Below are 22,918 nucleotides of genomic sequence, written 5' to 3'. Positions count from 1 at the left end.
AGGCAAGATGGCTTTTGAGATGCAAATCGGCTTAATAGGCTTGCTCTCTACGGTTACGAGAGGCAATCATGGCCGAGCTGGCAATGCCCCCGGCAATCCCTCCAGCCGCACCCGCCATTCCTAATGCTCCCCCTCTAAAGCTGGACGCTGCTTTGAACCCGCCATAGAACATAGAGGCAGAGACGAGGGGAGCGAGGAGGCCATAGGTCAAGGGAAAGATATATCCCCCTAGCTCAACCAAGGTTGGTTTTTGCAGCATCAAGGCGACGATGCCGATGCAGAGGATATTGCCAAACTCGGCTAGGGAAAACATCATCAGGGAAAACAAGTTGAGGTCAAACAGAAAGTGTCGCTTGGTGGGCATCAGGGAAATGGCATAGGTAATGGGGGCAGCGACGGCGGTTAGGTAAAACCCCATGTTCAAAAAGGTGGTCCATACCCATTGGATGGCTCGGAAGATCAGGCGATAGGTTTCTTGGGAACCATGCTTGGCGGCATCTGAGGCCAGTTCTCCCATTTTTTGCAGGGGGATGACGAAGGTATCTAGGTTCTCAGCGACGAAACCGGGTAGGCCATCCACGCCATACTTTTTGAGGTCCGTGGCGACGGCAATATTGGTCCCCACACAGCCCTTTTCACATTCAGCCGCAACTTCTTCTTGCAGGCTTTGGATATAGGCGGTCATGGACTGAATGCACTGAATCTTCTTGTAGTACTGACGCTGTTCATCCGTCAGGGGGGTATCGGGGTTGGTGGGTTCTTCTAGGGAGGGGATGGTGGTAATGGGGGGTTTCAATCAGGTTGCATTGCTTGGTGCGGAAGGCGATACTTTCTCGGTATTTCTCCGTTAGGTAGGCATCTTTAATGGCACTGCGGAAGGTGGTGGCGAATTCGGTCTGAACATAGGCTTCCCCTATGATGCCTAAGCGGACCTGATTGATAAATAGGCCGACGGCATGAACCCCGGCAAAGTTATTCGCTAAGAGGACGAGGATAACGACGACGGGGATCACGCTCTTGATGCTGAAGATGGTGCCTTTGGTGATGCTAGGGCCAGCCTGCATCATGCCTGAGCCGTAATGGAGGAGGACGACGAAGAGGGCAAAGAGGGTGACCCAACGGACGACGGTGCCAACGGCTCCAAAGGCAATGCGGTTGGTTTGACCGTCTAATCCTTTAGAGCGGTCAAAGGTGGCTTGCCACAGTTCATCCCAAAACCCGTCATGGGCGGCAGAGGGTTCGAGATCGCTAATCAGGTCTTCGGCAAAGTCGGCATGGGCATGGGTTGCCATATGTAGAACGATGAGGATGCCAAAGAGGAGGGCAAGGGCAATTCTACGGTTGCGTTTGGGCTGCAGCAACAGGCTGAGGTTCCACCAAGCCTGGGAAATGTAGGAGGTTACTGGTGTCGGATGCGGCCAGGTGCTGGTACATGTCCTTGAGCTTTTCATATTCATGCTGGTTATTGAGGGTGGTGAAGATTTGGCCTTGCTGGCGCAGTTGAGCGGCATCGAGGTATTGGGAGACGGTTTGCTTGTCTACGAGAATCGATTGGGTGGTGACGATGTTGCCTAGGGCTGAGGTGTTTCGCACCATGGATTCGTTGACGGCATTGAGTTGAAAGGCATTGCCCGCCAAGATGTTGGCAATCTCGGTGTTTTGCTTTGTCTCAAGTTTGTTGACGGCTTGGGTGGATTTGGAGCTTTGGGCTGAGGTGCCATATTCACCAACGACGGTGCTGGCATAGATGCTCTGGTCTTTGACTTGGGTAGAGGCGAGGACCGATTCAAGTCCTCCTTGAGCGGCGGCAGCGGCGGCATCTCTGGCATCAGCGGCCACCTGATCTTGGACTTTCAGAATCTCTTGGGATTCTGGGGAGTAGATAAAGTCCCCGGTTTTCTGGATGGCGTTTTTATAGACGATGTTTTCGTTTAAGGCTTTGGCCCGCCATTCATAGGGTTCTTGGGGGTCGAGCTTTAAGACTCCCACGGAGCCAGCCGTGGCATAGGCGGGACCTTGATTACCTTGACCGATGAGGATGGGAGTAGATCGATTAGAGGCTGTGGTGGCTTTCTGGGGGTCGATGATGCCGTACTGTTCGAGGATGTTGAAGACGCCATCGGTAATGCTGTTGGCATTCTTTCCTCTGATGCCGTCATAGACTTTTTTGACGTTCTTGTAGGTTTGTAAGCCTTGCTGGGCTTTGCCCAAGATGTCATAGAGCTTTAGGGTGCTTTGATGAAGGGGGCGTTTGCCGTTGCTCCCAAACAGGACATCTTTTAAGAAGCTAGGTTTAGTGTCTTTGGCATCCTGGTAGATATCATCGACTTCATAGATGCCTTGGAGGTCATACCCACCGTCAGAGAAGACTTGGGCTTTAGTGAGCTGGGGGCTAGAGAAGACGATGATTAGGGAGAAGATTAAGGCTTGAGGTTTAGGCATGGCTTAGGCTCCAATGGAGGACAACGGCAGGTTGAGTTTGTAAGCCCGTTTCAGCAGATGCCCAAACTTGATATAGCCCTGGAGGGGGTTGTCAGGGTAAAGGGCCAGGATTCTATCTCTAGCTGCGGTTTCTTCGGGTTGGGTGCAGAGCAGGGCAATCATTAGGGCTGAGGTATAGAACAGCAGTTCAAAGTGCTGATTGCCTTTCCGCAGATACCAGGAGGTGCAGAGTTCCGCGAGGTTGGGGGCATATTCAGGACGGACATATTTGGAGAGGATTTCGGGCTTCAGGCGCAGGTGTTTAGCGGCATTCTCAACGGCGGTGGGGTTGCAATGTCCATAGAAGACGGCATCTAGGTTGTTGAGGATATCTCTGCCCCCTTCGGATTGGACGAGGGTGTTCTCTTCGGTGCCCGCGATGACGACGTTCTTAGCTTCTTTACGGCCTTTGGTACAGATTTCTGCGAAGCGGATGGAGATGGAGCGGTACTTAAAGGTGGTGGAGATTTCATCGCCAAAGATGGCGGAGCGGGGATAGCGGAAGGACTGGAGTTCCATGAGGTTGATGGCGGCCATGGAATAAATGACGCTCTCTTGGGGGTCTTGCAAATCCGTGAGGCCAATGACGAGGGTTTGGAGGTCGAAGTTAAAGGTGTTGACGCCGTTGATGGATTCGCCGAGGTCCGTGGTGAGGACGGCTTCGAGTTCCGTGCGGATCATGGCGATGGCTTGCAGCTCTAGATCTTCACAGTCTTTATCCTGTTTGTACTGTCTTACCCAGATAGGAAAGTAATCTACGAAGTCTTGGAGGATGGGCATTCGTTGGGATGGCTCAGACCCAAAGGCTGCGGCTTTGGCGATGCGGTAGCGCTGGTCTATGTCGGGTAAGGCCCGCCAGTCTTGGTAGCTGAGGGCGAGAACGGATTTGATGGTTTTGTAGAGGGGATGGTCGAGGTCGTCTCCGAGGACTAAGGCTCTCAGGAGACTGAGGTGGTTTTGCTTAATCTTCTTGAGGAGCTGAGTGGAGAGGAGATCGCCGGCCCAGCTTGTATCGATTTCAGCGAGGACGTTGATGATATGGGCTTTAACGTCGAAGTAGGCCGCTGCGACCCCGATGGCCTGAAGCTGCTTCATAAAGGGTTGATAGGTACTCTTGCCGTTACCGGGGGGCACATCAATGACGACGGTAAAGATGCGGTGGATGATGTTCTCGAAGATCATCCGGTTCATGAGGACGGACTTGCCGACTCCCATGGGTCCAAAGATGGCGATCAGGGCTTTCTGGAGGGCGGTGTTGAGATAGACGGGGATGGCAACGCCGCGAGAGACGAAGGGAACGCCTTTATCATCTATTGGCTGGGGGTGGACTAAGGGCATCAGGGGGATGCCCTGATTGCATTGGTATTCTTCTCGCCGCAGTTGAGGTTTGGAGAATAGGCTCTCCCAATGAAAGGGATGACTGGAAATCCAGTGGGTCATCAGGTGATTGCTGACTTGCTCGGTTTTGCTGGTGGGCAGTCGGCGAATCAGGTCTTGGACGGCAGCGGTGAGGCTGGCTTTGTCTTGGCGGTAGACCCAGATGCCGAGGCTGACTTTGAGGGGCCACCGACCGGAGCTGAGTTCTCGGGAGGCATCGACGAGTTCGTTGACATCGGTTTCGGCCTGAACGTTGCGGGTGCTGTGGAGGAGTTGGGCATCGATGGCTTTGCGGTTGCGTTCTTTGATGGCTGAGTTGACGAGTTTGAGGCGGGATTCGGGTTCAATCTGGGTGATTTCTGAGATCAGGCGATAGCCATGAAATCCTTCTAGGGCTTGAAGGAGGAATTTCATATAGCCGATGGAGAGGACGTTATCGATTTTGTTGTAGGTGCTGAGCTGGTTGATTTTAACGAGGGCGGCCCACTGATCTTTGATGGGGTGATAGAGGGTGTACAGGTAAGGGGTGGGAACGGCGGGTAAGCCTCGCTCGGGGGCTGAAGAGTTCCCCCGAGGATGTGATAGGGCAGGGTCTGATCTTCACTAAAGGGAAAGAGGCCCGCTTCACTGTAGGTAATGGCTTGGGGGGCAGGGGTCAGCAGCTTCTGAGTGGGTGTCTTCCCAGTCGATGGCCCATAGATCCGGTTTACTCATGGGCTGGGGTTTGACGCCCATTTGGGTGAGGGCTTGGACGGTGGGGATATACCCGGCTTGATAGGCTCGGTCTAAGACTTTCTCCCAGGCTTGTTTGGAGCTGAAGCCATCGGGTTGGGGGGTTGAGATACTCTTGGAAGGTGCCGACGAGGGGCTGGGTATGGGCGAGGAGTTTATCTAGGCGGTCTTCTTTGACGGCATAGTCATCGGCCAAACTCAATCTGTATTTGCCATAGACGCGGATGACGGAATGGACAAGTTTTCCTTCTGCGGCTAAATCAACGGCGACTTGGGCCTCACTTTTGATCAGCTTTTCACTCAGGGGGTCGAGGTCATGGTGGGTGATGAGATCATGCTGATGCAGAAGGACTTGATCTGCGGATCCTTCTACGTCCCAGAAGAATTTGAGTTCAATGCCAGGGATTTTCTGGAGGGCTTGGACAGTGGCTTGCAGCCTGTCCATGGCGTCTTGTTCTGAGAGGGTGGGGTCGATGCCTTTGAGGGTGAAGCCGAAGATGATCATGGCTCGGTCCTGCTTGTCTTGATGGACGAGGTAAAAGCCAATGTCTTCACCGAGGAGCATTTCTCCATAGGCTCTCAGGTCAAATTCGGATTCAATTTTCTTTAAGGCTTTCTGCTGAGGCTTTTGACGGAACAGTTGACTCAGTTTGAAGGGTTCAGGGTGTTCTTTAACCATCAGGGGGACTCCTCCCTTGACTTGATAGTTGGGACGGTCACTGTAGTACCGTCGCTGTTTACTCATGCGGGCGAAGATGCGGGAATAGTCTTTGCCTAGGGCTAAGACGGTGAGGACGAAGATACCCAGCCACAGGAATGCGGCCATAAACCAGCCGATGGAGAAGCCGAGGATAAAGCAGATACAGCCACTGCCTGCGAGGGTGACGATCTGCTGTCCGCTCAGGAGTTGGAATTGAGTGGGGCCAATGTAGGGGTTGACGATGCCGTAGCGCAGTTCTTTTTCGATTTGTTCGGTCTGGTTCATTGCTCAGTCTCCTAGTTGGGGACGGTGGTATTGCCTTGGGGGACGTTTTGCCCACCCACGGGGACGGGAGCGGCGTTGCCACTGGACGTTAGCTGCAGGTTAAAGACGGTGACTAAGGAGGCGATCACCATGAGGGTGATGATCACGTTCATGTATTGAGAGAGGACTTCAAATAGGGTGCGTTTGCTGTTGTGGGATTCGGCCCCTGCCATAATCAGGCCGACGATGACGATGAGGAAGAAGACGATCATCAGGGCAATCATGAAGGCGCAGAGGGAGTAGGCGAGAACGCCACCAAGGAACCAGGCCAAGGAGGTGTCGATGGCTCCAAGCATGGGGCCAATGAGGAAGAAGCCGGAGTTACAGGCACTTGCAGGGGCGTTGCCGATGTTGTTTTGGGCTTTCACCATGGATGGAGTGAGGGCGATCAGGGTGGAGAAGAACAGGTAGAGGCCCAGTTTGGATTGAATGTTGAGTTGTTGGTAGAGGTAAAGGAAGAGGGCGGTGGACCAGACCATTGCCATGATTTCGAGCCATGCAATCTGGGTGCCTGGGTTTAGGGGGGAGAAGGACGGGGGCTGAGGGTGAGGAGGATGAGGAGAACTGGGGATGACCATTGGGGTCCGTGTTTGTGGGCATAGTGCCGAGCGGTTTGAAGGGGTAGGGGAAGCATGGTGAGTCCATCTCCGATAGGGGACGATAGAAACATAGGCAAGATGACCTTTGAGGTGCAAACTTGCTGTAACAGCAGTACTTTTAGGGACTAACGCCACCGTGACCGAGGAGGTCGTTGAAGGTCTTTTCAGGCAGTCGGGACCAGCGCAAGGCTTTTTCAATGGATACATCCCGCTTCAGATAGCGGGCCATGGATTGAGCAAACCAGTAGTTGTCATGATTGCGGTTGATTTGCCTGCGACTTCTGGCGATGTGCAATCCGCGTAATAGATAGTTGGCGAGGGCGTTCTGGTCTAGGGTTGAGCGGTCAATGAGGGGCTGACCCGTGGTTGATACCTTGGCTATTCTGGGGGACGGGCTTGGGGGGTTGTCCTGAGTTTGATAGCGGGTGGGGATTTCGGGTGGCTCAGGGTGGAGGGCGGTTGAACAGGCTGGGCAGTTTGGGGGTGGAGTTAGGGCTTTCCAGTTGGGGCGTATGAGTGGGGTGGCGATGGGTTCAACTGGGGGGTTGGGTAGGGATGTGCGCTACTTTCCCGATCTCTGCATTTTTAGAGACGGCTTGACTGGGGACAAAGGCTGTTCGGATGTTGTCTGGTTCCCTGCCAGATCGTTTCACTAGGAGGGTGATGGTTTGCTCTCCCCCTGGCCCCATGACCCGAAGGAAGACACTGGCTTTTTTCGCTGTCCCGTTGGGAGTCCACTTGAGAAGGAGCTGCTGGTTATCGTTGCGAGACAGGCTTAAGGCCCGCAACTGTTGAGGGTTGCTGGGAAAGGCTTTGATGACTCGGTAGTTTGTGTCTGAGAAGTCGAGGAGATGGTCTACTTCTGAGACATCCAGTTTTTGAGTTTGTTTAAAGGCTTGATCTATGGGGACGGTGGCGGGATTGGCGAGGGCGAAAGGGGTTGAGATCGCCAATAAGCCAAATGACAATAACGTGGTTTTGAGCATTTGTGAATTCCGGAAACTCTGACTGCACCAATTCCGGAAAGTTTGTCTCCAACATTGCCACTATCTGAGCAAGATGAAAATAGTCATCTAAATCAGTGGCAGGTCCAGATGTATAAGCAATTGGAGCGTTACGTGGTGCAAAAACTTAGAAAGAAAAAAGTCTCCCAAAAGGAAGTTCGAGAACTCACGGGCATTAGTGAAAAAAGTATTCAACGGATTGAGAAAGAACCCGAGATCACCGACATTAATGAGGAGGCTTTCCGGAAATCTAGAAACATGGGTAGACCCAGTCCCGTTAGCCAATATGAGGCACAAATCTTGGAATGGCTTCAAGAACCTCGTGCGCCTGAAGATGGACTGATTAAAGGCCAAGAGATTCTGGCTCGACTCAGACAACAAGGGTATACCGGTGGTAAATCGGCTGTCTATGAATTAGTCAGGCGCATCAGACCGAAGGAGCCTCCAAAGCCTATCCTTCGGTTTGAGGGATTACCTGGAGAGTTTTCCCAGCATGACTTTGGTCAGCGCTGGGTCACTTTTGCAGATGGCACTCGCAAATTGGTTCGCTTCTTTGCCTCCCGGCTCAAATACTCTCGATTTGTGGATATCCAGATCGTCGAGAACGAACAACAAGAAACGGTAGTTCGCAGCTTACTCAAAGGCTTTGAGCATTTTGGTGGGGTGCCGATGATGGGAGTTTTTGACAACATGAGCAGTGCGGTCAAATCCCGAGAGATGCAAGAAGATGGCAGTGTCAAAGTCCATTGGACAGAACGCTTTGGTCAGTTCGTTGTTGATTGTGGCTTGATTCCCCTAGCTTGCTGGCCCTATCGTCCACAAGAGAAAGGGTCGGTTGAGAATCTAGTGGGGTTCGTCAAAGGTAACTTCTTCTGTGGTCGGACCTTTAAGGACATGGAAGATATTCATCAGCAACTTCAGGACTGGATGAACCATGTCAATGAGCAAAGACCTTGTGATGCCACTGGTGAAATTCCTGCTGTGCTGCTCAAGCGTGAGCCACTGCAACCGTTGAATCATCAGGCTCAAACCTATGCCTTCAAAGTCAGTGTCGTCGTCCGGCCCACGGCACGGGTTCACTATCGAGGGATAGAGTACTCCGTCCCTGGCCATGCGGTGGGTCAAACCGTGACTCTACACCTACAGCAAGAACAAGTGAGCATCTATCAAGGTGATCGCTGTTTGGGAGTCCATCCGAGATTTCCGGAAAATGGAAAGTCCAGTGTCTTGAGTGAACATGCTCAAGAGTTTTTCACCTCCCCCCACAAAAAAGCCCTATGCCCAACGTCAAATCTTGTTGGATTTAGATCCATTAGTGGAGCCTTATCTGACAGAGTTGGTGCATCGCCGTCCCCAAGCTTGGGCAGAGGATGTGGACTTGACCTATCAGCTGTATGAGAAAGTAGGTCGGACTGAATTATTGGCAGCAATTGAACTTGCAGTAGAAGCCCGTTGCATTGGCAGTGAATATCTCTTGGAGTTTGTAGAGCATCCTCATGCTTGTGCCGACTCTCATCTTCTCCAGAACTCCTCTGAAGGAGGTATTGCTAAATGACGTTAGACATCATGCTGAAGCGATTGGGGTTGAGTACAGTCCAACGAGTACTACCGGAACTGACGCCTATCGCTGAGAAAGAGGCTTGGTCTTATACTCAGTTCCTCGAACGCCTGGTCTCTGAGGAGATTGCCCAACGGGCAGAAAATCGGATCGCTAATCAGGTTGCCAAAGCCAAGTTTCCGTTTCAGGCGACCATTGAAACCTTTGATTTCACTTTCAAAAGCGATCTCAAACTGCAGATGCTTGGACGGTTTCTGGGCCCAGAATTAGTGAGCGAACATCGCTCATTAATCCTTGAAGGTCCCCCAGGAACGGGGAAAACACACCTGTGTATTAGTATTGCCTACAAGTCAATTCAGAATGGCTTTTCAGCCCGTTTTACAACGGCAACTGCACTGATTAATGACTTAAGAGTTGCCCATGATCTCAACCTTGCCCTCAAGCCTTATCTGCAACCTCATGTACTGGTGATTGATGAGATGGGCTATCTCGGCTATGGATCTGGAGCAGCTGATGTTCTGTTTCAAGTGGTGGACCAACGCTATCTCAAAGGCAAGCCCATTCTGTTTACCACTAACAAACCCCTCAAGCATTGGGGGAGGGTTTTGCATGATGAAGAGCTGGCTCGGGCCATTATTGACCGGACCCTTCACCATGGCGAGTACATGAAGCTGACTGGAGCGTCCTATCGATTGAAAGGTCGAAAAATTGATTTGGATCTGCCAGCTATTTCTGAGCGCCCTACGGCCACAAAAGGGGGTGATACTAAATCAGAAAATTGACAGATAATGACAAGCTAAGCGATCAATAAATTTAGTGGTCAAACTTTCCGGAAAAGATCCTCGATCTGCCAGTCAGAGTTTCCGGAATTCACAGCATTTTCTGTGTGGCCGATGAGCTACACAGGAAACATAGGCAAGATGGGCTGTGAGGTGCAAATGGAGAAACAAACTGACTAACAAATCCTTGCAAGGAAAGACCGAAGTGTTTTCGCCTAACCATCACCAAGCAAGTACCTCTCAGAGATAACTACTGTTTCTAGAGGTGATCCAGGTTAATATCTGTGATTCGATCTATATTTGAACGAAGTCTAAAAGCTAATTGACTGAATAAAACCAGAAAGCTGTAAAGCCTTGTAGAGTAGTGTATTCAGAGATAAATTGAAGTATTGATTAACCTGATCATCATGAGCAAGTAGATAACGGTGCCTAGAGAAGCATGTATGGTCATTTATCCTATATGTTTTTGGCCTAATCAAACGAACAGGCTAGACAGGTTATAGGCTCACCTAGAGAACCTCACCTAAAATCTGTATGTCGTTGACCCTCCATATCCATAAGTTTAATTGGTCAATCTGAAGGTTGAAGTTCAAAAGGTAGAAAGTGATGAATAAGAGCCTCAAAACATATTTTCCACAGAAAATATAAATAACAGCTCCAATATTTTTAGCAAAAAAATCTGTATCAATGTAATTTCAAAGATTATATCTACAATCATGAATTTTGAGTCATATAATTATACTTACAAAGAGATAGAAAACGAAAAACCTAGAGTTGCAATACTTCCTATTGGTTCATTCGAGCAACACGGGCATCATCTTCCAATGACAACCGATACACTCATTGCAACAGCAATAAGTGAAGCTATTGGTAAACTGAGTAATTTTCTACTTCTTCCCCCAATTACCATTACTTGTTCTCAAGAACACAATGGTTTTTTTTGGAAGTACATTTATTACATCTAAAACACTTTCAAATATAATTCTTGATATAGTAGATTCCTTAAGCTATTCAGATATAGAAGCTCTCGTATTGGTAAATGGTCACGGAGGTAACTATGTCCTTAAAAAATATTGCACAAGAATTAAATAATACCGAAAAAAACCATACTTATATTTCCGACAAATGAACATTGGAAGAAAGCTATAGTGCATGCAAATATTGAGACATCACTCCATGAAGATATGCATGCAGGTGAGATAGAAACTTCTATCCTACTTCACCTAAATCAAGGCTTAGTTAGAGAAAACAAGATGGTCGATGAGTTAGCGTCAAATCGCTCCTTCTTACATTTGCTTGGCATGAAAGGGTATACACAGTCGGGAGTTATAGGTTTACCAACATTGGCAAACAAGGCAAAAGGAAAACTGCTACTAGAGTCTCTATCTAAATCTGCAATAGAAGATATCAATTCATTTTGCTTTAAGAGCTAAATATGTTAGACGAGGAACTCTTGCAAACAGAGTGGTTCAGCACATATCGAGAACTACGAGAGAAATTATCTAAAAATGATTTTTTGTTTAAATAGTGAAACAAATTATGAGTTTCTGAAAAATGAGTATAAGCTTAACTGCTCAATAGAATCAATAAAAAATAGCCGTCAATTATCTCATTGCAGAAGGAATAATTGACACTATACATGACAAAAGTGAAAAAATTAAAAGTTTAACTCGATCAAGTCGAGATGTTGGTTTTATTTCTGATTATAGTGACAAAGGTCGTCGCCCCAAAATTAGATCTATCGTATTGGAGCTAATATCAAGAGATCAAATAAATGATGAAGTCAAGCAATATATTGTAAACCAAGATGAGTTGTTATATATTCATCATTACCATCTACAGTTAGTTGATAATATTCCTCATGCACTTGCAGATACATACATACCCTATTCATTATTTAAAGATATATTCCCTGTTCTCAGAGATTCTGCCATAGATTTATACGTGTTAATGGAGAAATTAGGATATCCAGTCACTCAAAAAGAAGAACGTTTATATGTAGATATGCCTACACCAAAAGAACAGAAATTCTTAGAGCTTCTGCATAATAAGCAACAACAGGTTGTTAGACTAGATTGTAGAGTTTGGTCAAATTCAACATTAGTTGAGATATGCATTCTTTGTGATCGTGGTGATCTATATGAATTCAATTACAATGTGAGCATGAATTCATAAATATTTCATCGAAAAAAATATTCTAAGTCTATGAAAAGAAATCATAGTCATGCTTTATTCAAACAGTCATCATGAAGCAAATTCAAAAAGTTGTCTATATTCGTGATGCTTCTAGGATTGTCACTATTTTTTATATCTATCTTCATGACCCAGTAACTGAGCTGAAATCATCATTTGTTCATAAGCTTGCTTCCTTAAAAGAGGAAATATGTTTTTCTCTTGAAAGTAATAGTTAGCCTTATATGCACATGAGCAACATTCTTCATACTGCCCTAAATCAAACAGTATTTTTGATTTAAGCAATATACATTGTGAGAATAGAACTTTAATCGATAACCTTGAGAAGATATTTTCAGCTACATTGACAAGATAAAGTGCATTATTAAGCACATTACTTTTTAGGTTGTATAATGCTTCAACATAGTGAATTAACCCTGTATATAGAGAGTTTGATTCACTATACTCATTTTTTACTTGGTTCAAAATATTTTCTACTTCCGATGTATTGAGAAATACATAGGTTTTAGCTAAACAAATCCGAGATAAAATAACTTGTTCGGGTAAATTCTCTACATCAGATTGCTCAACACTCAATAAAAAAAGCATCATTTGCATTTGAATATTTACCTACAGAAAATAATATCTCACCCCTCAAATAATTTATAATCGATAGTAGCCTGCTAGATTTTCTATAATTAGAACAATTTTGGAGAGCTTTTAATCGGCACCATGAGTTCGGTAAATCTCCTTCAATGAATTCTAATTCAGAAAGCTCACATTGAGAACGCATCCATAGTTCAAACTCATACTTTGGATTTAGTAATTCCCCTAAAGTTATTGTCGCTTGTTTAGCTTCTGTTATATCACCAAGAAACTTATGAGATTCAATTAGGTTTAATCCTGCTATACCTCTAATTGATTTTGGAATTGATTCTTCTTGGAATATATCTACTAAAAATTCTTTAGCTTGTATATAATTAGCTTCTAATAAACATGATTTAGCTTTGAAAATATTTTGGATTATATTAAAGTAGATAAAGTCAGGAGGAATTAAACTAATTACATTTTGTGCAGAAATATTTTGCCTCTTCTCTAATAATTGTTCAGATATACTTAGTACTATTAATACAGCAAAATGCTCATTTGTCCTGACTAATTTATGAAGAAAATCACTTATAGTATGTATTGGCCATTCTTGAGACCGTATACAATTATCAATAATTGATTTTATAGATTTTTGAATATAGATTGGATGTTTTTTGGAGTAAGTCAACAAACTTATTAACCAAGCAGGCATTAATTAAATGATAGGGGGGTATATTCTTCAACATAACTTGAGCATTGCCTAAGCTGACGCTCCTCTATCATTCTTAGACACCAATCTGCAATACTTTCATGGCCTTGACGTACAGAGATATAGAAAGACGTACCTATTACATCTTTACTAGTAAGCCAATCGGTCAGTGATTGATGAAAGATCCTTATATATTCGTTATTATCAGGCCCTTTAGAGATATTTAGGTACTCTTGAATAGGAAGTATTTCTTTTTCTAAATCTTCCTCAGAGACAAGATTTAATATTTGTATAATTTCTTTTTTATTTAGTGGCTCTGCTGAGGCAGATAAAATTTGTAAAATCTGTTTTATTGATACAAATTCTTTTGGGTTTTCAAATAATTTATTGAAACATTCTAGATATAAGCCAAACAAACCTGGAGGTAAAGATCCAATATTTTTTTTGGGCTATAATACTTATTTTTTGATGCCTTCAATGGTTTGTTGAGCATATAAGAAATTACCTTGACTATAATCACATATTTTTTTTGCTTATATCTTCTAATTGAACCTTGTCAAAATTTAATTCATTATTATGAGCTAACTGATTAACATGGTGGTCTATATATTTTGATAGATCACTTAGATTCCTTTTTATCTTGGGCACGGATTTCAATCTGAGAAAACCTATCAAAGCTTGAAACTATTTCTGGAATCTTTCTTGTAGTTATGATGAATTTTATCCACTCAGGAAAACTTACTAAATATTCTTGCAGTGTAATTGGTATATTTTTACATCGTTGAGTATATATTGTGTCTAATGACTCATCCAAGGCATCAATCAAAATATAATATTGTTTGCCTGGATTTTGTATTTGTGACAGGGGTTTAATAAGCCCCTCTACTAGTGCATATATAGGATCATTTTCTAAATCATCATGGAAACTTACTTTGCTATCATTGCCTCTAGCAAGAAACATAGAATATTCTTCAATTACTTCGCTTACTTGCGTTATCAAGCTAGAGACAAAAGTACTTGTTTTTAAGCTATGTTTAATATCTCTTTGACAAAAATAGCAAGCTAAAATATTTAGCTGCTCTTTTCTATTTATTAGCTCTCTTAAAAATGAAGTTTTCCCAAGCCCCAATTCACTTATTAGGAGTACTGCTCTTATTACATCTTCATTTAAAATATTTATAACATCATCAATGAGCCATTCTCTGCCTATATATATGTTTGTGGTTTTATATGAATAATCAGGAAAGATAAATTTATTTATATTAGTATTTATATCATTGTTATATTCCTGGCCTGCCTTTGATGAATATTTAGCCGTAATGTCAATATCTTGTGGTTTACCCCAGCATTCATTTATTTTGTTGATATTAAATTGAATATGCTTTGGTTCATGCCACATTTTTAGCATGATAAAAATTTCTGACGAACCCTGACGTCTTTTCCGTAAATCCTGCAAGATTTCCAGTGTATTTTCTAAATGCTTAAGCGCATCTCTAATTGCCCAACCTTTTAATCTTGGATTTTCTTTTTATTCCTTTTCGTTTTTCATATAGCCAAACTAATTCAATGAGATTCTTAGTTGTGGTTTTTTATGAAAATCTCATTTTTATTTTTTACCGATATATATTTCTTCTTTAGATATATCTGAGCAATCAATATCATGGTCTAAGTCTACTGATGTAGCAAGAATTGCCTCCAGCACTCTAATGACCCTTTCTTTTGAAGCTTTGCCATATGACTGCTTCACCTTTTACCCCAAAGTTCAATTCATATATTTCCGTCAATTATATTATTCATAGGCACTTCAGCCTTTATGACGAGTTCCACTTTGGGGGTGCCCTCGAAGTTTTTTTCTTGAAGATTCGGCAGATTCACCATTTCATTGCTATTCCACGGATACCCGACCTGACTTGCTTCGAGGTATTTAGTACCGTTTATGGTGTAAACAACGAATTTATATTTACCGGGAGTAGCAAGGAGCCATAACTAATCTTCATCTCATGGAATTTGACATAGGCTTATTTGCTTGATTGCACAAACTAATAGCTCTTTGATACAGAGCCTTAACTCCAGAATGTGAAAGATTAATCCAACAAGGAGGTTTAATAGATATTTCCACCCCAAGCAACCAGACTACTTTCCTAAAGCAAGTTCTAAGCCTAATCAGATTCTTGTTCTTAAGCTGGAGCTTCCAACCAAAACAGCAGCCCTGCACACATACAAATTTTCTCTAGAGAGACTGTTGCGAAGTGCCGCATAGTAGCGGCAGTCTAAACCCAATCTTGCTCTTAAATAGTTTCTTAAATCCTAATGCCACGTTTACCGTCAAGAGCAGGTCACATACCTTGGCAAACATTTATCGGTATTGATTCTGGCTTATGCAAGATATTTCAGCAAATCACAGTTTTAATCGTCGAACTTAATTTTCCCTTCTGATTCAGCTCTTTCTACTGCTTCTTCGATCAAAACCGTTATCCAGTTGCTAAGGGATCTACTCTCAGACTCAGCAACAATTTCAGCTTTAGCTTTCAACTCCTCTGAGATGTAAACCCCTATCCTTGGCTTCTTTGACGGCACGCTTTCAAATTTCATGAACACTGTGAGTATAGTAATAGCTTTCTAATCTCTAAGGTTAAAGTATCCCTACTTTATCCCTACTCCTGTTAGTATAGGAGGGGATACGGTAACATTACCTCAAGTCGGTAAATTTCATTAAAGACACAGCCACCACTGCCCCTAAAACACAAATGCTCTCCACAGCTTGGCAAAGCCGGGAGAGCAGTAAATAAACCTAAACAGGAGGTTTATATCCAAATGATAGGCATCACAACACAAGACCTACAAACAGTAATTTTCAAAAGAGTCTGTAAACTAGCTCAAATCATAATCCTGGCTTGCTTCCCTCCAGAAAAACAGGTTGCTCACCAGCCAAATCCAACGAAGATCAGGATCGGCAACAGCCAACAGAGTAGACCCAGGAAATACCCCAGTTCACTCCTGAAGGGTAACCTTCTTGCCAGACGATTATTTAGAAGTTTGCTACCCAGATTACCCACAATTCAATTCCGCTCTCTAACCGCCTACTAAACAACCAGAGAGCCACCAACCTCAGAAACCCGCCAGTGCTTCAGCACCGTTGTTCAATTTAATAATTCAAGTGGCTCTCTAACCGCCTACTAAAACAACCAGAGAGCCACTGACCTCAGAAACCGTTAAGAATCTATGAGGTTAAGCCCATGATAGGTGCTACTTCACGCAACAAACAATCCCAAACAATCGAACTCCTTACCCGTGAAGAAGAATACGATCTGATTCTGAGAATCAAGGTTGGGGACGAGCGGGCATCACGTCAGCTAATTCATAAAAACAAAGGACTGATCACCAAAGAGGTCAAGCGCTATGGTTTTCAAGTGGATCACAGAATCTTAAACTCTGCTGGAGAGATGGCTGTCGTCCTAGCTGCAAGAGGATTTAAATTGTCTACTGGCAATAAATTCTCAACTTATTTGGTGCCAACTCTTTGGTCTGAAGTTCGAGACTGCTTTTGTAGAGAGGCAGGGATTAGTCGCAATACACTAACCAATCTTCGCAAAATATCAAACGTCTCAACCGCTCTCAGTCAAGAGTTAGGCAGAGAGCCAACCCTAGAAGAGATTGCAGAGCGCAGTGGATTATCTCAACAGCAAATCTTGACTACCTGGCAACATAAGGCTTTTGTTCAGCCCCTGAGCTTTAACCAAAGGTTTGACGATGATTGTCCTGAGTGGCTAGATTTTCAGTCCGATGAAACCGTTGATCCTTGGCGCACTTCAGAAGAGGCCGAAATTCTAACCACTCTTGATCAACTCCAAGGTGAGGGTCACCTGGAAGATCGCCAGGTCACAACGCTAATTGCAAGGCACCAGGGCTATAACAATAGAGAGGTTGGGGAAGAGCTAGGGTTATCCAGAGAGCGGGTACGCCAGTTGTTCAAAGACGCAGCAAGCAAAGTTTCTGCCTTTGTCGAAGGCACCTTGAAGCCAAAGACAATTACCCCCGTATCCACCCACCACACCTTTGAGCCAGTTGGCGAGGGTGATCAGTTACCTCTCGATCTGCCTGCACCTGAAGAAGTCAGAGAACCTGCCATAAGACGAGTTGACGCCTCACGACTGGGCGGGAGAATCAGCAAAGTTATCAAACGGATTTTCAATCAAACCAATAAAGAGAGTCATATTCATGATCATGGAGAACTAACCAATGCTCAGGAACACATTCTGGTTCTTCGTCGGTGTAGCAATCACGGGATTGCTGATGTCGCGAGGCATCGACTTACCCCAGAGAATCAGCGATGCCGTCAACTGGAGAGAACTCAAGACGATTGGCGAGGATATCTGGGATTCAGCCCAGTAATTCTCCGTATGCTTTTGCTGCCATTAGCGCTTATATCTCATGCTATTAAAGGATTTCAGCACAATGATCAACCGAACGAAAGGAGGTCAATAATGTCGTTCTTCACTACAGATTTATTGCAAGATGTTGGGATCGGATACAGGAGAGAACATCCTCGACCGCCGAATAACTCTCCAGATTTCAATGAAAGTTTGCCCTGAACCAACAACGAATTACTTCATTCTTATCCGAGGAATTGACCCATTTCTTCCTTATCGAATCATGCTGCCTCAGATCCTGAAACCCTTGATGATCTTTTGTTTTAAAGCCTTTGCGTATTGAGGGCTGAAGCGTAGTATGGTTCACTAAGAATCCCTATATTTTTCCCCAGGAGGTGACAATGACCTAAAAAAAAGGAATCCCAGCTACGGAAATAGCCAGGGCTCCAAGAAAAACAAAATATTTTTTAGAGATTGCGGGATCTAACTGAAAGCTTGGGAATGCGGAAAGTTAGTGACCCACGGGGTGTGTTCTAATTCTAGTGCAGCCTAGTTTGTGCTGCAAGAATTTTGTAATTGAACTTTACTTACCACACCTCTCTATCTCTCTACTGACAAACGATAGAGGGACTTTTCATGGTTTCTATATTTTTATTCCCCGAGCCGCTAATGGCTTGGGAATCGACCTTTACACCTATGCATCAAGGAGGCAACCCATGACCTCCACTCTCATAGATCTCAATTCAACTCAACTCGGCTTTGGCTCCTCAACGAGAAGCACCTCGAAGCTGACCCCTTTCAAAAGAAGTAACCATTGCCCAATCTGTGACTCTAATGATGGACGATGCAGTAAAGGCGACGAAATCATCCTTTGCCTCACCGAAACCTATGATGTCGGTATAGTCAACGGCTATCAGTTCCGCAAGCTATCGAAAGATAACACCTGGGGTATTTGGGCACCCCACACAGGCAAAGACTACAACTCTATTGACTGGAAAGCCCGCAAAGCCATCCGCGATCAGAAGGCCGCTGAAGAACGTCGCCAACGCATTGCTAGAGAACTCCCTCCCCAACTCCGAGATCAGCAGTACCGAAAGTTACTCTCTGATCTATCTCTTTGCTCAATGGATCAAGGAGACTTGGATCGGCGGGGCATGTCCCAGGCTGAAATCAAGGGTTTCAATGCCGTCTCTGTGGGCCAGTTCCAACGAGTCCAAAACTTATCCTCAGATCTACCCGGTGTTCTTCCCGGTGGCATCCTCAATTCTCAGGGAGGGTATCTGTGGCCTCTCTATGATGTCCACGGTCAAATCGTGGCCTTGCAGTTGCGGAAGCGGAATGTTCATCAGGACAACCGCTATATCTGGCTATCCAGCTCAACCCGTCGCCATCCTGACGGCAATGGTCCTCACGTCAACGGTGAAATTCCCTTAGCCGTCTACAAGTCCTTTGGTCCCTATTCGCGGATCGGATTGGTGGAAGGAACAGGCATCAAGCCTTTCCTAACTAGCACTCGACTCAATATCCCCGTCATAGGGGCAGCAGGGGGCATGTGGGCCTCATCTCCTGAAACCCTGCGGGAATCTTTATCAGTCCTATCCAAAGAGGCATCCCAGCCCCCGATCATCACTCTCTATCCTGATGCTGGGGCTGTCCGTAACCTCAATGTCTTTCGCCAGTATCAAAGAGTCATTCGACTGTTAGAAGAGTGGGGCTATGAGGTGGAAGTGGCCTGGTGGGGTCAGAACTATAAAGATAACGCTGTTGATATCGATGAACTATCTCCAGGGGAATTGGCTCAGATTGTCTTTAAGCCCACTTGGTTCTTCAATAGCTTGGGTCTGGAATATGAACTGGGCCAGCTCTTTATGAAGCTGAATGGTCTAACGGATACCCCCACGATCCTCATCAACAAGCAATACATCGAACTTTCGGATCTGGGTGTGATTGATCCAGGGTCCGTCGTCGCCATTGCTTCCATGTGTGGCACGGGGAAAACAGAGATGCTGAAGTCTCTGGTGCAGGGAGTCAAGGGCCAAGTGATTATGCCGGGTTACCGAAACAACCTGCTCTACAACACGGAGGAACGATTCACTTCTAAAGATGCCTATGGCAATACCCTCTACAATCTCATTCACCTCTTCCGATTACAGAAGGAATACAAAGGCGATATCAGTATGGGCTTTCGCTCTGAACGCTCTATCCTGCTCTGCTTCGATAGCCTGCTCAAGATTGATGTCGATGATATTGAACCGGATAGCTGCATTATCTTGGATGAAGCCGATGCTGCTCTCTTTCATGTTCTCAGTGGTCAGACTTTGGGAGATCGGCAGAATCAGATCCTGGAGCATTTTCATGCCATTGCTAACCGGGTCTTAGAGACTCGGGGCAATATCATTCTGTTGGAAGATTCCCTGTCTCAAATTCCCATTGACTATATCAAGGGCATCACAGGGGGCAAATACAACACCAAGATTGTCGTCAATGAGTTTCAACCTACCGATAACTTCCCCACTAAGGTTTTCTCAGGACAGACTTCTCAGTTTCTAGAGAGAATCCTAACTGCTGTTGCTGATAATGAGCGGTTTATCGTTGTGGCAACTTCTCAGGAGTTCCTTGAGAAGTTGGAGCGGATGATTGCGGATGTGAACCCGGAGTTTGCTAAGGGGATTCTACGCCATGACCGCAAGACTTCGGAGCGGCCTGAGAACAAAATTTTTCAGGCCAACCCTACTCAGTTTGTTGAGGACTATCAACCCACGGCTTTGTTCTTGAGTCCTACGGCTGAGAGTGGGGTCAGTATTGATGAACCTCGTCTTATTCCTTATTTCAGCAGAGTGTTTTGCTATGCCTCTTCTAACCATGCCCGTAGTGTCTATCAGCAGCTCTGGCGATATCGGGCCAAGGTCACCCGAGAAATCTATGTAACTCGAAAGGCTCATATCCCTGATATTCCTTCCATTAAGTCTGTGGAGCAATGCATCATGCTTCAGTCTAAGTATGGTCAGGATGTGGCTGCTTCCATTGATTTAGAACAGCAGTTGGTTCATGATCAGTCTCCTGAAACAGCTCAACAGTTGGCAGCACTGAAGGCATATCAGCAGAACCCCAACAATATTCACAATGTCAGCTTTGCTCGGTATCAGACTCGCTCGATTGCTTCACTGTTAGCTTTGCGTGAATCATTGCTGGTGTTGCTAGAAGGCCATGGGCACCCCATTGAGTTAGAGGAGCTGAAGGAGCGCAATTCTTCGGTGGTGGAAGCCTTTAGTAAGGTGCGAAAGCAAATCGAGGTGGAAACTGCGGTGATGCTGGGAACGGCTGACGGGGAACGGTTCACGGTGGATCAGGCCATCCGAGTGATGGGCAGTTCATCAGCGACCTATGCAGATACCTTGGATGCTAAGAAATCCCTGTTGCAGGATGAGTTGCCCGGTGTGGAGCTGACGGATGAGTTTATCCATCAAGTCTGTGTGGAGCATCGAGGTCGATTGAAGAGTGCCACTAAGTTGCATTGGATGTCTTATCACCCTGAAGTAGCGGAGGAATTAGACAGGAGAAATTTTATGAAACAGCTCAATAGCAAGTTCGTTCTGACTCATCGGTTATCCAACAATCGAATCCAGGTGCAGTTACTTCGTGACATCGGGGTATTTGATTTGGTGGATACTTACAACGTCACTAGCGCTGATTATGAAGCCTACGATAAGGCATTGGAGAAGGGACGCCAGGTACAACGGCAACGGCAGTCCTTGAGATTGGAGGTCAAGGGGCTGTCTGGGCAGATCAGTGAGTTGGTTCAGGAGCAGAAGGTGATTCAGGCCAAGCTGACAGCATTGGGCAGGAAGGCCCATCCTAGGAAGGCGAAGCTGAAAGGGGAGCTGGAGCAGTTGGAGCAGCAGAAGCAGGGGCTGAAGAACCAGAAGCAGGGGTTAGTGGATGCTATTGAGCAGCAGTCTCAGGCGTTTACCCAGGCTCGATATGAGCAGGTAGAGGCGAGAATGCGGATGGAAATTATGGTGATGTCGGAGGCCGATCAGCGACTGGAGGATATCAAGGTGAAGGCGTTGGAGTATCGCTATCAGATCTATCGACACTTTAGGAATGTCATCTGTGAGGGTCAGAGTGCATTAGCCATCGCCAATAAGCTCATTAAGCGGGTAGCCCATGAGCTGGTGAAGGTAGGCAGTGAGGAATCTGTGAGTCTGTATGTGATTCGCTATTCAGGCAATGAAGCGTACAAAGACCAGATGCTGAAGGCATTTCAGGCGAAATGGAATCAGAGATTAGAGAAAAATAGACCAGTTTGTGAACTCTGTAATAAAGACAGTGATCTAATTACAGAAACTGAAAAGCAAGCTGAAATTGATGGATTTGGTCATGGATCTGATCAGGAAATTGGGCAACGAGAGGGAGGTGATGTTGGATTCTCGGTGGAAACAGAGGTGATTTTGGGTGGTAATGATGGATCGAATACTATTTTCCGATAACTAGCCAAAAAGCTAGTGTTTCAGGCACTTGATCTCGGTTAGTTCTTTCTGGAATGACTCAATTTCACCCTGGTCATCTTATGTTTCCAAAGCAACCCATTGTTTGCCCATAAAACTCGCTGACATCAATGTCGTGGTTGGGTGGGTCTGGCTTTTGAAAGGTTATAGAAAAGCAATGTGAGTTAAGATAAACGTATCCACAGCGATAACGCTATACATTATGAGGCAGCCACTATGGATGCCAAAAAGATTCCAATAAAATATAAGGCTGGGGAAAAATTTAGAAAACGAGAATTAAATGGGCTTAGCCCTGTAAGTCGGACTTAAGCTGAGTCAGTTTTACAGAGCTAATTTTAGTATTTCAGGATAAAGAAATACTAAAATCTATTACCCATAGACAGAATTATCCTTGCTGTTCGGATTTTTTTATTGCGTCAGATATATTTAGGAGAACTTTGTTGGTATTGCCGACACTACTTTTAGAGTATGTCTGCTTAAATAATTCTAAATAAAGCAAGTTATGGAATTAGGTAGTCAGGTGAGATTATCTCATACCCCCCTTTGAAGTCACCTAGAAATCAGTGCTTCAGGCAATATGTATTGACTTATATATAACTCTTGAAACCTTTATTCTGCAGTATTTTATCAAGGGGGGCTGAGATAATCTCACCTGACTACCTGGAATTATGGACAATCAATATATAGATTCTAATAAAGAGAACATATCCAGTTTTCTGGAAAATAACTATAAATATTGAAAGTTACAAGAGGTAGATCCAAGTATTTTATGAAGAATTGATTTGGTTTGCCCTAAAGCTATAACAATATCTTGAGATAACTCTACCTGAGAAGGATTTTAATGTTAGATAGAGCTTAATATTAGAGAGGTTTCTAGTGCTTCTAGATCGATCAAATTCAGAGCTTTATTGTTATCAGCTTTTCAAAAATTTTATTAGAGAAATATCTCCAATCTTTTTCTTGAAAGAGCAGCCATGAAGAAGATATCTGATAGTATTCGCCGGGATCCGTGTGGTT

The 22,918-nt window shown here is 45.0% G+C and carries 22 protein-coding genes and 1 pseudogene; 9 read left to right on the top strand and 14 right to left on the bottom strand.

Annotation, left to right across the window (positions count from 1 at the left end; all coding sequences use genetic code 11):
• Positions 1 to 31: 31 nt before the first annotated feature.
• From HRE53_RS32780 to HRE53_RS32745, 8 genes are all read right to left on the bottom strand, one after another.
• Positions 32 to 796 carry a hypothetical protein gene (locus HRE53_RS32780; RefSeq protein WP_235112696.1) on the bottom strand — a complete coding sequence of 255 codons (765 nt, stop codon included), beginning with the start codon at positions 794 to 796 and terminating at the stop codon, positions 32 to 34.
• Positions 726 to 1,361 carry a hypothetical protein gene (locus HRE53_RS32775; protein ID WP_235112695.1) on the bottom strand — a complete coding sequence of 212 codons (636 nt, stop codon included), beginning with the start codon at positions 1,359 to 1,361 and terminating at the stop codon, positions 726 to 728. Before HRE53_RS32775 ends, HRE53_RS32780 begins: the two co-directional genes overlap by 71 nt.
• On the bottom strand, positions 1,336 to 2,442 hold the full coding sequence (locus tag HRE53_RS32770) for a hypothetical protein (protein ID WP_235112694.1): 1,107 nt from the start codon (positions 2,440 to 2,442) through the stop codon (positions 1,336 to 1,338). The genes HRE53_RS32775 and HRE53_RS32770 overlap by 26 nt, the downstream gene beginning before the upstream one ends.
• A 3-nt stretch (positions 2,443 to 2,445) precedes the next feature.
• Complete coding sequence (locus tag HRE53_RS32765) at positions 2,446 to 4,272, bottom strand: hypothetical protein (protein WP_235112693.1); 1,827 nt, start codon at positions 4,270 to 4,272, stop codon at positions 2,446 to 2,448.
• Positions 4,273 to 4,564: 292 nt separating this feature from the next.
• Positions 4,565 to 5,575 carry a hypothetical protein gene (locus HRE53_RS32760; protein ID WP_235112692.1) on the bottom strand — a complete coding sequence of 337 codons (1,011 nt, stop codon included), beginning with the start codon at positions 5,573 to 5,575 and terminating at the stop codon, positions 4,565 to 4,567.
• An 11-nt stretch (positions 5,576 to 5,586) separates the two neighbouring features.
• Positions 5,587 to 6,348: a hypothetical protein gene (locus HRE53_RS32755; RefSeq protein ID WP_235112691.1), complete on the bottom strand. Its 762-nt coding sequence runs from the start codon at positions 6,346 to 6,348 to the stop codon at positions 5,587 to 5,589.
• A complete protein-coding gene (locus HRE53_RS32750; RefSeq protein ID WP_235112690.1) occupies positions 6,332 to 6,508 on the bottom strand; it encodes a hypothetical protein in 177 nt (58 codons plus the stop codon). The genes HRE53_RS32755 and HRE53_RS32750 overlap by 17 nt, the downstream gene beginning before the upstream one ends.
• 238 nt (positions 6,509 to 6,746) lie before the next feature.
• Complete coding sequence (locus HRE53_RS32745) at positions 6,747 to 7,199, bottom strand: hypothetical protein (protein ID WP_235112688.1); 453 nt, start codon at positions 7,197 to 7,199, stop codon at positions 6,747 to 6,749.
• Between the two features lie 108 nt (positions 7,200 to 7,307).
• Between HRE53_RS32745 and istA the strand changes: the two genes are divergently transcribed.
• The 7 genes from istA to HRE53_RS32710 all read left to right on the top strand — a co-directional run bounded on the left by istA (position 7,308) and on the right by HRE53_RS32710 (position 11,729).
• The gene (gene istA / locus HRE53_RS32740; protein ID WP_235112685.1) at positions 7,308 to 8,615 is read left to right on the top strand and encodes an IS21 family transposase; all 1,308 of its coding nucleotides are present in this window, start codon (positions 7,308 to 7,310) and stop codon (positions 8,613 to 8,615) included.
• Positions 8,590 to 8,772, top strand: a complete 183-nt coding sequence (locus HRE53_RS32735; RefSeq protein ID WP_235111857.1) for a hypothetical protein — start codon at positions 8,590 to 8,592, stop codon at positions 8,770 to 8,772. Before istA ends, HRE53_RS32735 begins: the two co-directional genes overlap by 26 nt.
• Positions 8,769 to 9,557, top strand: a complete 789-nt coding sequence (istB, locus tag HRE53_RS32730; protein WP_235112683.1) for an IS21-like element helper ATPase IstB — start codon at positions 8,769 to 8,771, stop codon at positions 9,555 to 9,557. Before HRE53_RS32735 ends, istB begins: the two co-directional genes overlap by 4 nt.
• Before the next feature lie 713 nt (positions 9,558 to 10,270).
• Positions 10,271 to 10,519, top strand: a complete 249-nt coding sequence (locus tag HRE53_RS32725; RefSeq protein WP_235112681.1) for a creatininase family protein — start codon at positions 10,271 to 10,273, stop codon at positions 10,517 to 10,519.
• Complete coding sequence (locus HRE53_RS32720) at positions 10,485 to 10,646, top strand: creatininase family protein (protein ID WP_235112679.1); 162 nt, start codon at positions 10,485 to 10,487, stop codon at positions 10,644 to 10,646. Before HRE53_RS32725 ends, HRE53_RS32720 begins: the two co-directional genes overlap by 35 nt.
• Positions 10,643 to 10,987 carry a creatininase family protein gene (locus HRE53_RS32715; protein ID WP_396133531.1) on the top strand — a complete coding sequence of 115 codons (345 nt, stop codon included), beginning with the start codon at positions 10,643 to 10,645 and terminating at the stop codon, positions 10,985 to 10,987. Before HRE53_RS32720 ends, HRE53_RS32715 begins: the two co-directional genes overlap by 4 nt.
• Positions 10,988 to 11,300: 313 nt before the next feature.
• Positions 11,301 to 11,729 (top strand): UTRA domain-containing protein, encoded by a 429-nt coding sequence (locus HRE53_RS32710; protein ID WP_235112677.1) that lies wholly within the window; start codon positions 11,301 to 11,303, stop codon positions 11,727 to 11,729.
• 123 nt (positions 11,730 to 11,852) lie between these two features.
• Here the strand turns inward: HRE53_RS32710 and HRE53_RS32705 are convergent, their stop codons facing one another.
• The 6 genes and pseudogenes from HRE53_RS32705 to HRE53_RS32680 form a co-directional block, all read right to left on the bottom strand.
• Positions 11,853 to 12,344, bottom strand: coding sequence for a hypothetical protein (locus tag HRE53_RS32705; protein WP_235112675.1), 492 nt, complete (start codon positions 12,342 to 12,344; stop codon positions 11,853 to 11,855).
• The gene (locus HRE53_RS32700) at positions 12,313 to 13,026 is read right to left on the bottom strand and encodes a hypothetical protein (RefSeq protein WP_235112674.1); all 714 of its coding nucleotides are present in this window, start codon (positions 13,024 to 13,026) and stop codon (positions 12,313 to 12,315) included. The genes HRE53_RS32705 and HRE53_RS32700 overlap by 32 nt, the downstream gene beginning before the upstream one ends.
• Entirely contained in the window at positions 13,026 to 13,439 is a 414-nt protein-coding gene (locus HRE53_RS32695; RefSeq protein ID WP_235112673.1) for a hypothetical protein, read from the bottom strand. The genes HRE53_RS32700 and HRE53_RS32695 overlap by 1 nt, the downstream gene beginning before the upstream one ends.
• 203 nt (positions 13,440 to 13,642) lie before the next feature.
• Positions 13,643 to 14,527: pseudogene (locus tag HRE53_RS32690) on the bottom strand (hypothetical protein); the annotation flags it as partial.
• 102 nt (positions 14,528 to 14,629) lie between these two features.
• Positions 14,630 to 14,770, bottom strand: a complete 141-nt coding sequence (locus HRE53_RS32685; RefSeq protein ID WP_235112671.1) for a hypothetical protein — start codon at positions 14,768 to 14,770, stop codon at positions 14,630 to 14,632.
• A 659-nt stretch (positions 14,771 to 15,429) separates the two neighbouring features.
• Positions 15,430 to 15,615 carry a ribbon-helix-helix domain-containing protein gene (locus HRE53_RS32680; protein ID WP_235112670.1) on the bottom strand — a complete coding sequence of 62 codons (186 nt, stop codon included), beginning with the start codon at positions 15,613 to 15,615 and terminating at the stop codon, positions 15,430 to 15,432.
• Positions 15,616 to 16,259: 644 nt separating this feature from the next.
• Between HRE53_RS32680 and HRE53_RS32675 the strand changes: the two genes are divergently transcribed.
• On the top strand, positions 16,260 to 17,615 hold the full coding sequence (locus HRE53_RS32675; RefSeq protein WP_235112669.1) for a sigma-70 family RNA polymerase sigma factor: 1,356 nt from the start codon (positions 16,260 to 16,262) through the stop codon (positions 17,613 to 17,615).
• Between the two features lie 494 nt (positions 17,616 to 18,109).
• Entirely contained in the window at positions 18,110 to 21,883 is a 3,774-nt protein-coding gene (locus tag HRE53_RS32670) for a plasmid replication protein, CyRepA1 family (RefSeq protein WP_235112872.1), read from the top strand.
• Positions 21,884 to 22,918: the final 1,035 nt, after the last annotated feature.

This window comes from Acaryochloris sp. 'Moss Beach', assembly GCF_021497025.1.
GTDB lineage: Bacteria > Cyanobacteriota > Cyanobacteriia > Thermosynechococcales > Thermosynechococcaceae > Acaryochloris > Acaryochloris marina_A.
This window is presented reverse-complemented; position numbering and strand designations above follow the sequence as displayed.

Coding starts and splice junctions, on each gene's coding strand:
- HRE53_RS32770 (WP_235112694.1), bottom strand. CDS start 2,442: ATGCCTAAACCTCAAGCCTTAATCTTCTCCCTAATCATCGTCTTCTCT.
- HRE53_RS32765 (WP_235112693.1), bottom strand. CDS start 4,272: ATGAAATTCCTCCTTCAAGCCCTAGAAGGATTTCATGGCTATCGCCTG.
- HRE53_RS32760 (WP_235112692.1), bottom strand. CDS start 5,575: ATGAACCAGACCGAACAAATCGAAAAAGAACTGCGCTACGGCATCGTC.
- HRE53_RS32745 (WP_235112688.1), bottom strand. CDS start 7,199: ATGCTCAAAACCACGTTATTGTCATTTGGCTTATTGGCGATCTCAACC.
- istA (WP_235112685.1), top strand. CDS start 7,308: ATGTATAAGCAATTGGAGCGTTACGTGGTGCAAAAACTTAGAAAGAAA.
- istB (WP_235112683.1), top strand. CDS start 8,769: ATGACGTTAGACATCATGCTGAAGCGATTGGGGTTGAGTACAGTCCAA.
- HRE53_RS32725 (WP_235112681.1), top strand. CDS start 10,271: ATGAATTTTGAGTCATATAATTATACTTACAAAGAGATAGAAAACGAA.
- HRE53_RS32720 (WP_235112679.1), top strand. CDS start 10,485: ATGGTTTTTTTTGGAAGTACATTTATTACATCTAAAACACTTTCAAAT.
- HRE53_RS32705 (WP_235112675.1), bottom strand. CDS start 12,344: ATGCAAATGATGCTTTTTTTATTGAGTGTTGAGCAATCTGATGTAGAG.
- HRE53_RS32700 (WP_235112674.1), bottom strand. CDS start 13,026: ATGCCTGCTTGGTTAATAAGTTTGTTGACTTACTCCAAAAAACATCCA.
- HRE53_RS32680 (WP_235112670.1), bottom strand. CDS start 15,615: ATGAAATTTGAAAGCGTGCCGTCAAAGAAGCCAAGGATAGGGGTTTAC.
- HRE53_RS32675 (WP_235112669.1), top strand. CDS start 16,260: ATGATAGGTGCTACTTCACGCAACAAACAATCCCAAACAATCGAACTC.
- HRE53_RS32670 (WP_235112872.1), top strand. CDS start 18,110: ATGACCTCCACTCTCATAGATCTCAATTCAACTCAACTCGGCTTTGGC.